The sequence below is a fragment of the Bacteroides sp. CAG:633 genome (assembly GCF_000435115.1).
Lineage (GTDB): Bacteria > Bacteroidota > Bacteroidia > Bacteroidales > Bacteroidaceae > Bacteroides > Bacteroides ndongoniae.
Map to the genome: position 1 here is coordinate 1,700 of NZ_FR883020.1, position 8,462 is coordinate 10,161.

The 8,462-nt window shown below is 50.9% G+C and carries 9 protein-coding genes (1 of these 9 cut by a window edge); 6 read left to right on the top strand and 3 right to left on the bottom strand.

Annotated elements, in window-relative coordinates; genetic code table 11:
* Positions 1 to 3,097: the 5' portion of a DNA polymerase III subunit alpha gene (gene dnaE, locus QVP67_RS03760; protein WP_022162220.1), read on the bottom strand. 728 nt of this gene lie to the left of the window's left edge; only the first 3,097 of its 3,825 coding nucleotides appear in the window; the start codon lies at positions 3,095 to 3,097; its stop codon lies beyond the left edge, outside the window.
* Between the two features lie 171 nt (positions 3,098 to 3,268).
* Between dnaE and QVP67_RS03765 the strand changes: the two genes are divergently transcribed.
* The 3 genes from QVP67_RS03765 to QVP67_RS03775 all read left to right on the top strand — a co-directional run bounded on the left by QVP67_RS03765 (position 3,269) and on the right by QVP67_RS03775 (position 5,041).
* A complete protein-coding gene (locus QVP67_RS03765) occupies positions 3,269 to 3,955 on the top strand; it encodes a phosphatidylserine decarboxylase family protein (RefSeq protein WP_022162221.1) in 687 nt (228 codons plus the stop codon).
* 13 nt (positions 3,956 to 3,968) lie between these two features.
* A complete protein-coding gene (gene pssA, locus QVP67_RS03770) occupies positions 3,969 to 4,679 on the top strand; it encodes a CDP-diacylglycerol--serine O-phosphatidyltransferase (protein ID WP_022162222.1) in 711 nt (236 codons plus the stop codon).
* A 68-nt stretch (positions 4,680 to 4,747) separates the two neighbouring features.
* Complete coding sequence (locus QVP67_RS03775; protein ID WP_022162223.1) at positions 4,748 to 5,041, top strand: DUF4834 family protein; 294 nt, start codon at positions 4,748 to 4,750, stop codon at positions 5,039 to 5,041.
* A gap of 13 nt (positions 5,042 to 5,054) precedes the next feature.
* Here QVP67_RS03775 and QVP67_RS03780 read toward each other — a convergent pair whose 3' ends face one another.
* Both QVP67_RS03780 and QVP67_RS03785 read right to left on the bottom strand, forming a co-directional pair.
* Positions 5,055 to 5,489: a nucleoside deaminase gene (locus QVP67_RS03780; RefSeq protein WP_022162224.1), complete on the bottom strand. Its 435-nt coding sequence runs from the start codon at positions 5,487 to 5,489 to the stop codon at positions 5,055 to 5,057.
* 76 nt (positions 5,490 to 5,565) lie between these two features.
* Positions 5,566 to 5,799, bottom strand: coding sequence for a hypothetical protein (locus QVP67_RS03785; protein WP_022162225.1), 234 nt, complete (start codon positions 5,797 to 5,799; stop codon positions 5,566 to 5,568).
* A gap of 87 nt (positions 5,800 to 5,886) precedes the next feature.
* On the opposite strand from QVP67_RS03785, the gene QVP67_RS03790 reads away from it, so the two are divergent.
* Genes QVP67_RS03790 through QVP67_RS03800 form a run of 3 tightly spaced genes read left to right on the top strand, consistent with a single transcriptional unit; the run spans position 5,887 to position 7,392 of the window.
* Positions 5,887 to 6,252, top strand: coding sequence for a YraN family protein (locus QVP67_RS03790; RefSeq protein WP_022162226.1), 366 nt, complete (start codon positions 5,887 to 5,889; stop codon positions 6,250 to 6,252).
* Between the two features lie 26 nt (positions 6,253 to 6,278).
* Entirely contained in the window at positions 6,279 to 6,635 is a 357-nt protein-coding gene (locus QVP67_RS03795) for an MmcQ/YjbR family DNA-binding protein (RefSeq protein WP_022162227.1), read from the top strand.
* Positions 6,619 to 7,392: a biotin--[acetyl-CoA-carboxylase] ligase gene (locus tag QVP67_RS03800; protein ID WP_022162228.1), complete on the top strand. Its 774-nt coding sequence runs from the start codon at positions 6,619 to 6,621 to the stop codon at positions 7,390 to 7,392. Before QVP67_RS03795 ends, QVP67_RS03800 begins: the two co-directional genes overlap by 17 nt.
* Positions 7,393 to 8,462 lie beyond the last annotated feature (1,070 nt).

The following is an 8,462-nucleotide window of genomic DNA, read 5'->3' on the forward strand; positions in this document are numbered from 1 at the left end:
CGCCGAACAGCGAATTGGCGGCTGCCGCCTTGTCCAGCTGATAGCGGTTGCCGTAGCGCACCAGTGTGTCGATGAATACTTCGTTCTTCGAGTTGACGGCAAAGTATTGTTCACGCTTCAGTTCGGGGAAGTTGTCGAAACCGCCCGCCAGTGCCAGACATTCGATGTTTTTCTTGTTGCAGGCATTCAGGTTGACGCGCTGCACAAAGTCGAAGATACCTTTGAAAGGCCCGCCTTTGGCACGTTCGTCCATGATGCTCTGCACGGCGCCTTCGCCCACACCTTTCACGGCACCCAGTCCGAAGCGGATGTTGCCTTCAGGGTTGACGGTGAACTTCAGGTTACTTTCGTTTACATCCGGACCCAGCACCTGTATGCCCATTGCCTTGCATTCGTCCATCAGCTTGGTGATGGTGGTGATGTCCGACAAGCTTCGGCTCATCACGGCCGCCATGTATTCGGCAGGATAGTTGGCCTTCAGGTAGGCAGTCTGGTAAGCCACCCACGAATAGCACGTGGCATGCGACTTGTTGAACGCATACGAAGCAAACTTTTCCCAGTCGGCCCATATCTTTTCGAGCACTTTCGGGTCGTGACCGTTCTTCTGTCCGCCGGAGATGAACTTCGGCTTCATGTGGTCCAGCTTGTCGCGCAGCTTCTTACCCATCGCCTTACGGAGTGCATCGGACTCACCACGGGTGAAGTCGGCCAGCAAACGCGACAACAACATCACCTGCTCCTGATAGACGGTGATGCCGTACGTGTCCTTCAGATATTTCTCCATGATGGGGATATCGTATTCGATGGGCTTACGGCCCCACTTACGGTCGATGAAGTCGGGAATGTAGTCCATAGGTCCCGGACGATACAGGGCGTTCATGGCGATGAGGTCCTCGAACGTACTGGGTTGCAACTCGCGCAGGTACTTCTGCATACCCGCCGACTCGAACTGGAACGTTCCGATGGTACGACCGTCGCAATACAGCTGATAAGTGGCAGGGTCGGTAATCGAAATCTTGTCTATATCCAGCTTCAGTCCGCGGTGCAGGCGGATGTTCTCTACCGCCTCCTTGATGATGGACAGCGTCTTCAGACCGAGGAAGTCCATCTTGATAAGTCCCGTATCCTCGATGACGGAGCCTTCGTACTGGGTAACGAGCATCTTCTCGCCCGTTTCCTTGTCGTCGGCCGTGCTGACAGGCACCCAGTCGGTGATGTCGTCACGGCAGATGATGGTTCCGCACGCATGTACACCGGTTCCGCGCACATTGCCTTCGAGCATCTTGGCATATTTGATGGTTTCGCGCACCAGCGGGTCGGGCGATGCCTCGGCAGCCTGCAACTCGGGCACGTAGGCGATGGCATTGGGCAGGTTCAGTTTCTTGTCGGGAATCTTGTCGGGCACCAGCTTACACAGGCGGTCCGACTCGGACAACGGCAACTTCTCCACACGCGCCACGTCCTTGATGGCCATCTTCGTAGCCATCGTACCGTAGGTGATGATGTGAGCCACTTTTTCCTGTCCGTACTTCTCGGTCACCCAGCGCAGCACTTCGCCACGTCCGTCATCATCGAAGTCTACATCGATATCGGGCAAGGAGATACGGTCGGGATTGAGGAAACGCTCGAACAGCAGGTCATACTGGATAGGGTCGATTTTCGTGATACCCAGACAGTAGGCCACAGCCGAACCAGCCGCCGAACCACGTCCCGGACCAACGGAAACGCCCAGTTGGGTACGGGCAGCGTTGATAAAGTCCTGCACGATGAGGAAGTAGCCGGGGAAACCCATCGTCTTCATGATGTACAGCTCGAATACAAGCCGTTCCCTCACCTCCTCGCTCAGCGGGTCGCCATACAGGCGTTTGGCACCGTCGAAAGCCAGCTTGGCCAGATAATCGGCTTCCAGCTTGATACGGTACAGTTTCTCGTAGCCGCCCAAACGCTTGATTTTGGCTTTGGCAGCTTCTTCGTCGAGCACCACTTCACCGTTCTCGTTGCGGGTGAACTCGTTGAAGAGGTCTTCTTCGGTATATTTCTTACGATATTCTTCTTCTGTGCCGAAGTCCTCGGGAATGGCAAAGGTCGGCATGATGGGAGGATGGTCGATAGAGTAAAATTCCACTTTATCGAGAATCTCCAACGTATTCGACAAGGCTTCGGGCACGTCCTCGAACAGGGCGTTCATTTCGGCCTTGGTCTTCATCCACTCCTGTTTGGTGTAGAGCATGCGGGTGGGGTCGTCCAGATCCTTGCCCGTACTGAGGCAGATCAGACGGTCGTGCGCCTCGGCGTTCTCTTCGTCCACAAAGTGAACATCGTTGGTACAGATCACTTTGATGTCGTACTTCTTGGCAAACTCCAGCAGTTTGGCATTCACTTTCTGCTGCAACGGATAGGCTTCGTGATTGGCACGGGGCACCGTCGCCTTGTGCCGCTGAAGTTCCAGGTAGTAATCGTCGCCAAACAGATTCTTATACCAACGAATGGCCTCCTCGGCCTCTTCCAGCCGGTCCTTGGTGATCTTCTTGGGCACCTCGCCTCCCAGGCAGGCCGAACAGACAATCAGTCCTTCGTGATACTTCTCCAGCTCGCTACGGTCGGTACGCGGACGCATGTAGTACCCTTTTGTCCAGGCACGCGACACCAGTTTGATCAGGTTGTGATATCCCTTCTCGTTCTTGGCCAGCACAATCAGGTGATAACCGCTCTGGTCCTGCTTACCTTCCTTCAGATCCATCGTACGGCGCGCCACGTACATTTCGCAACCGATGATGGGCTTGAAGATACGGCTTTCGGCTTCAGCTATCTTGGCACGACAGTCGGCCAGCGCGGCTTCTTTGTCCTCGCATTCCTCCTTGCCGCTCTCAATATCGGCCATTTTCTTCTTCAGGTCCTTGATTTCTCCTTTCGGGCCGCCATTCTTCTTGTTGACATAGTTGGTAAACTCCTTGATGCCGAACATATTTCCGTGGTCGGTCACGGCAATTCCCTTCATGCCATCCTTCATGGCCTTGTCTACCAGACGGCTGACACTGGCTTGTCCGTCAAGAAGCGAATACTGGGTATGAACGTGTAGATGAACAAAATCCTGCATACAAACATTCTTTTATATTGAACGCATAAAAGTACAATCAATGAAACATCTAACAAAAATATTCCCCTAAAAGTTATCAACACTTGCATTTCTGCCTGTTTTTTCTTGTTAGATTTTCAAAATAAGCCTATTTTTGCAGATAATTTTAGTATAAAATATAAACGAAGGTAAATGGTCCGACTAAAAAAACTTAAAAAGATACGTATTCACCGTGAAGGAACACACACATTGGTAGGCAGTTTTCTGTTGCTGCTCGTACTCAATGCCGGCTTGTATTTCGGACTGGAATGCAAAATACCCTTCTACATCGTTGCAACTATCAGCCTTATAGTATATGGTATACTGGTGAACTTCTTCCGCTGCCCGATCCGCCTGTTTGGTGGCGACACCGAAAAGGTAGTCGTAGCCCCGGCCGACGGCAAAGTAGTAGTGATTGAAGAAGTGGAAGAAACGGAATACTTCCACGACCGCCGTATCATGGTCTCTATCTTTATGAGCCTCGTCAACGTACATGCCAACTGGTACCCTGTAGACGGTACTGTCAAAAAGGTAGGCCACCAGAACGGCAAGTTCATGAAAGCCTGGCTGCCCAAGGCCAGCACCGATAACGAACGTTCGATGGTAGTGATTGAAACCCCCGAAGGTGTAGAAGTAATGGCACGCCAGATAGCCGGTGCCATGGCCCGACGCATTGTGACCTATGCCGAACCGGGCGAAGAATGCTACATCGACGAACACATGGGCTTCATCAAATTCGGCTCGCGCGTGGACGTATATCTCCCGCTGGGCACCGAAATCCTCGTCAAATTAGGACAACTGACTACCGGTAACCAAACCGTGATAGCCAAACTTAAATAAAACCAGTAACATCATGGCAAACCGCATTACCCGCCATATCCCCAACACGCTGACCTGCATGAACCTGTTCTCGGGCTGCATAGCCGGTGTGATGGCTTTCGAAGCACAGTACGGAATGGCACTTCTCTTCATCATCATCAGTGCCGTGTTCGACTTCTTCGACGGTATGGCCGCACGTGCGCTCAATGCTCACTCCGTCATCGGGAAAGACCTGGATTCGCTGGCCGACGATGTCAGCTTCGGACTGGTTCCTTCGCTCATCGTCTTCTCGCTGTTCAAGGAAATGCACTATCCGGCTTATATGGAAGGAGTTGCAGCGTGGTTGCCGTATGCTGCTTTTCTGATAGCAGTGTTTTCAGCCCTGCGACTGGCAAAGTTCAACAACGACACACGCCAGACCACTTCCTTTATCGGCCTGCCCGTTCCTGCCAATGCCCTGTTTTGGGCTTCGCTGGTAGCCGGCTATCATCCGCTGCTCGTCAGCGAAAGTTTCCACCCGCTCTACCTGCTGGTACTGGTGTGCCTGTTCTCGTGGCTGCTGGTTTCGGAAATTCCCATGTTCTCGCTCAAGTTCAAGAATCTGTCATGGAAAGACAATAAAGTAAGTTTCAGCTTCCTGATACTTTGCGTTGTTTTCCTTGCCACGCTGCAAGTGAAAGGATTTGCCACCTGCATCGTGTGGTACATCTTTGTTTCGCTGCTGACAGGACGGAAGAAAGCGTGAACTTAACGTCTGGCACGGTTGTTGTAGTAGCAGTTGTATAAAGAAACAACTTAAACACTTCGATACACATGTTACATTTCATAGGATTCCTGTTCATACTCATCATAGCGATACTGCTCATCGGCCTCAGTATCATTGGCGGACTGGTGCGCAGCCTGTTCGGCTTCGGACGTAAGAAGACAGCTGGCCAGAACTACCACCGCGGTGGCTATTCGTTTGGCGGGAACAACCAACAGACTTCTTCGCGCACCAACAACGACGAAGGAATCAGCCCCGAAGAAGGGGAAATACACTTCAAACGCAAAAAGATTTTCACGAAAGACGACGGCGAATACGTCGACTTCGAGGAAGTAAAAGAATAATCCGGTACGCCTGTCAGCGCCGTTTGTTCAAGAAGAATTCTTTCATCAGCCGGGCACACTCGTCGGCCAGTACGCCTTGCGACACCTGCGTCTTGGGATGCAATGCCTGAGGCGCATAGCGCTGATATCCTCTCTTTTCGTCCGCTGCTCCAAAGACCAGACGCCCAGTCTGTGCCCATCCGATAGCCCCTGCACACATCACGCACGGTTCTACCGTGACATACAGCGTACATTCGTTCAGGTACTTTCCGCCCAGCGAAGAGGCAGCCGCTGTAATGGCCTGCATCTCGGCATGCGCGGTGACGTCGGTCAAGGTTTCTGTCAGGTTATGGGCACGCGCGATGATGCGGTCTTTACACACCACTACTGCGCCAACCGGCACTTCTCCCCGCTCGGCAGCTTTCTGCGCTTCGGCCAGGGCCTGCTTCATGTAGTAAGTATCGTCCATAAGGAAATGAAGAATGAAAAATGAAGAATGAGGAATGAAGAATGAGAAATGAGGAACAAGAGGGAAATACTATCCGCTACCGCCGCATGTCATGTTCGCCAAACAGCGTGGGATAATCCTCGTCCATGTTTTTATGGATAAAAGCGAGCACAGTCTCTCGCAGCCAACGTGATTTGTTCGTTATCTTGTACTTACGCAGATAACTATCCACAATCCGCAGCTCTTCCTCGCTCATCAGGCACACCATGCGTTGCATGCGTTTCGGTTCCTGAGGCGTGGACTTGGCACAGGTTCTATCTCGCTTTCTCATATTTCTCCTGCAAAATTAGCTTTACTTCTGTAAATACAAAGCAGAAAAAAGATTAATTTTGTAGGGGAAGAACCAAAAACTGAAAAAATGGCAGTGCACAATACCTTAGGCAAAGCCGGAGAAGACGCAGCCGTGAGCTACCTCGAAAAGAACGGCTACGAGATACTCCACCGCAACTGGCGCAAGAACCACCTGGAACTGGACATCGTAGCAACCAAGGACAACGAGCTGGTGGTGATAGAAGTAAAGACCCGCCGGAACACCGATTACAAGGAGCCGCACGAAGCTGTGGACTGGCAGAAGATACGCCACATCGTGGTAGCAGCCGACGCCTACATCAAGCACTTCGGCATCGATGCTCCTGTGCGATTCGACATCATCACTGCCGTAGGCGAAAAAGAGAACTTCCGCATCGAACACATCAAAGAAGCTTTTTACCCGCCCCTGTTCTGAAATGCAGGGGAATAACCATATTAATCATGGACATAGAAACCATCAGAAACTACTGCCTGGCAAAGAAAGGTACAACCGAAGGCTTTCCCTTCGGCGAGGACATACTTGTCTTCAAAGTTATGGGAAAAATGGTGGCCTGCATCTGGTTGGAGAATCCCGAATGGATCACACTGAAATGTGAACCCGAATATGCCATCGAACTGAGGGAACATCACCCGGGCATCGAAGGAGCCTACCACTTCAACAAACGCCACTGGAATCAGGTATCACTGCGGGGCGACATCTCCGACCGCCTGATTCTGCAACTGATAGATCACTCTTACGAAGAAGTAACCAAGAAATTCAACCGTAAAACGCGTAACGAATATGAAAACATTGCCTGAGAACTTTACGTTTCCGATGATTGACGTCGACGAGACCGTATCGACCAATCAGTACCTGAGCCAATTGTGCAACGAACAGCCCGAGTCCGTTGCCGAGTACACAACCGTAACCGCCCAGTTCCAGTCGGCCGGCAAAGGGCAACGCGGCAACAGCTGGGAGTCAGAGAAAGGCAAGAACCTGCTGTTCAGCGTCGTCCTCTACCCCACCTTTCTGGAGCCGCGCCGACAGTTCATCCTGTCGCAAATAGCCTCGCTGGCCATCAAGGAAGAGCTAAACCGGTGGTCGAACGACTTCTTCATCAAATGGCCCAACGACATCTACTACCGCGAACAGAAGATTTGCGGCATGCTGATAGAGAACGAACTGACAGGACGCAGCATCAGCCGCTGTATCTGTGGCATCGGGCTGAACGTGAATCAGGAGATTTTCCGCAGCGATGCTCCCAACCCTGTCTCGCTGAAGCAGATCACCGGCAAGGAACAGAACCGTGAGGAGATACTGACGCACATACTGAAACGGATGAAAATCTACTACGAAGGACTGCGCATGGAAGATCCCCAAACCTACGCCGACGAAGTAAATGCCCGTTACGCCCGTTCGCTGTTCCGCCGCCGCGGCTACCACACGTACGAGGATGCTGACGGCCGTTTCCAGGCCCGCCTGCTGCGCGTCGAAGCGGACGGTCGCTTTGTGCTGGAAGACGAGAACGGGAAGGAACGCAGCTACCTGTTCAAGGAAGTACAATACGTGCTGTAGGCACGAAACCTGCAGCGGGAAAAGGGGGAAACCGCCCGGTTCAGTCCTCAGTGGTTACCCCTACATATTGCTCTACCGCTACTTGCAAGTAGCAGGCGCGCTCCAGAGCCGGATAGCGGTCCTTGTACTGCGCAGTGCGGTCGAAGACAAAGCAACGGAAATAAGGTGTCTGGTCGAGGTCATGAGCAGCGACAGAGAAAAAAGGAGAATTTTAGCGAGTTTTTTCATGCTGAACATTTTTTACACTCCTAATACAGTTTCTATCTTCGTCATTACAGTTACACTTCTATAGCTCTTCCCTTCAATTCGAGCCATTCTACTGTACGATAAGACAAAGGTAACAAACTGATTTCATTTTCAAAAGAATTATGTGTCTATCGTGATGAATGCAGGAGTTTGTCGGGTGAAGTTTCACCGCAAACTACTGGATATAAATAAATTGCGGTGAAAGATAGATACGCGGAAGACACAGACAAAACGGATGAACGCGGATGCCAGTTTTGCAAGTTTTTTTTCCCAGTTAGGAAAAAATTATTTCCCAGTTAGAAAAAAATTTTTTCCTAACTAGGGAAAAAACAGGCCGTTTCTACAGCCGTGATGAGCGCAAGAGCCTATCGGGTGAAGTTTCACCGCAAGCAACTGAATATAAACGAATTGTGGTGAAGGATGGATACGCGGACTACACAGACGAGGCGGATGAACGCGGATTTAATTATTAATTTTTCATTTTTAATTATTAATTGAATCAACGTGAAACTTCATCTTTCACCATATCCTGCTGTATATCAATGCCAAATCCCCGTGTTGAAAGCGTGAACCCAATTTTCCCTTTTCTTCTTTTTATCCGTGTAAATCCGCCTCGTCCGTGTCTTCCGCGTATCCATCTTTCACCCACGTTATTCATTTCCAAACATTCACTTTCCATTCACAAAGAGCCTCTTTACAAACCTAACCATCTACTTTAGCAGCACAACATCAATAGTAAACCAACGCAACAAGCAATGCTGTCAGTTATGACAAACAATGTTCACGAATAATACAAGTACGGCTCGCGAGCCGTACAAGTGTCG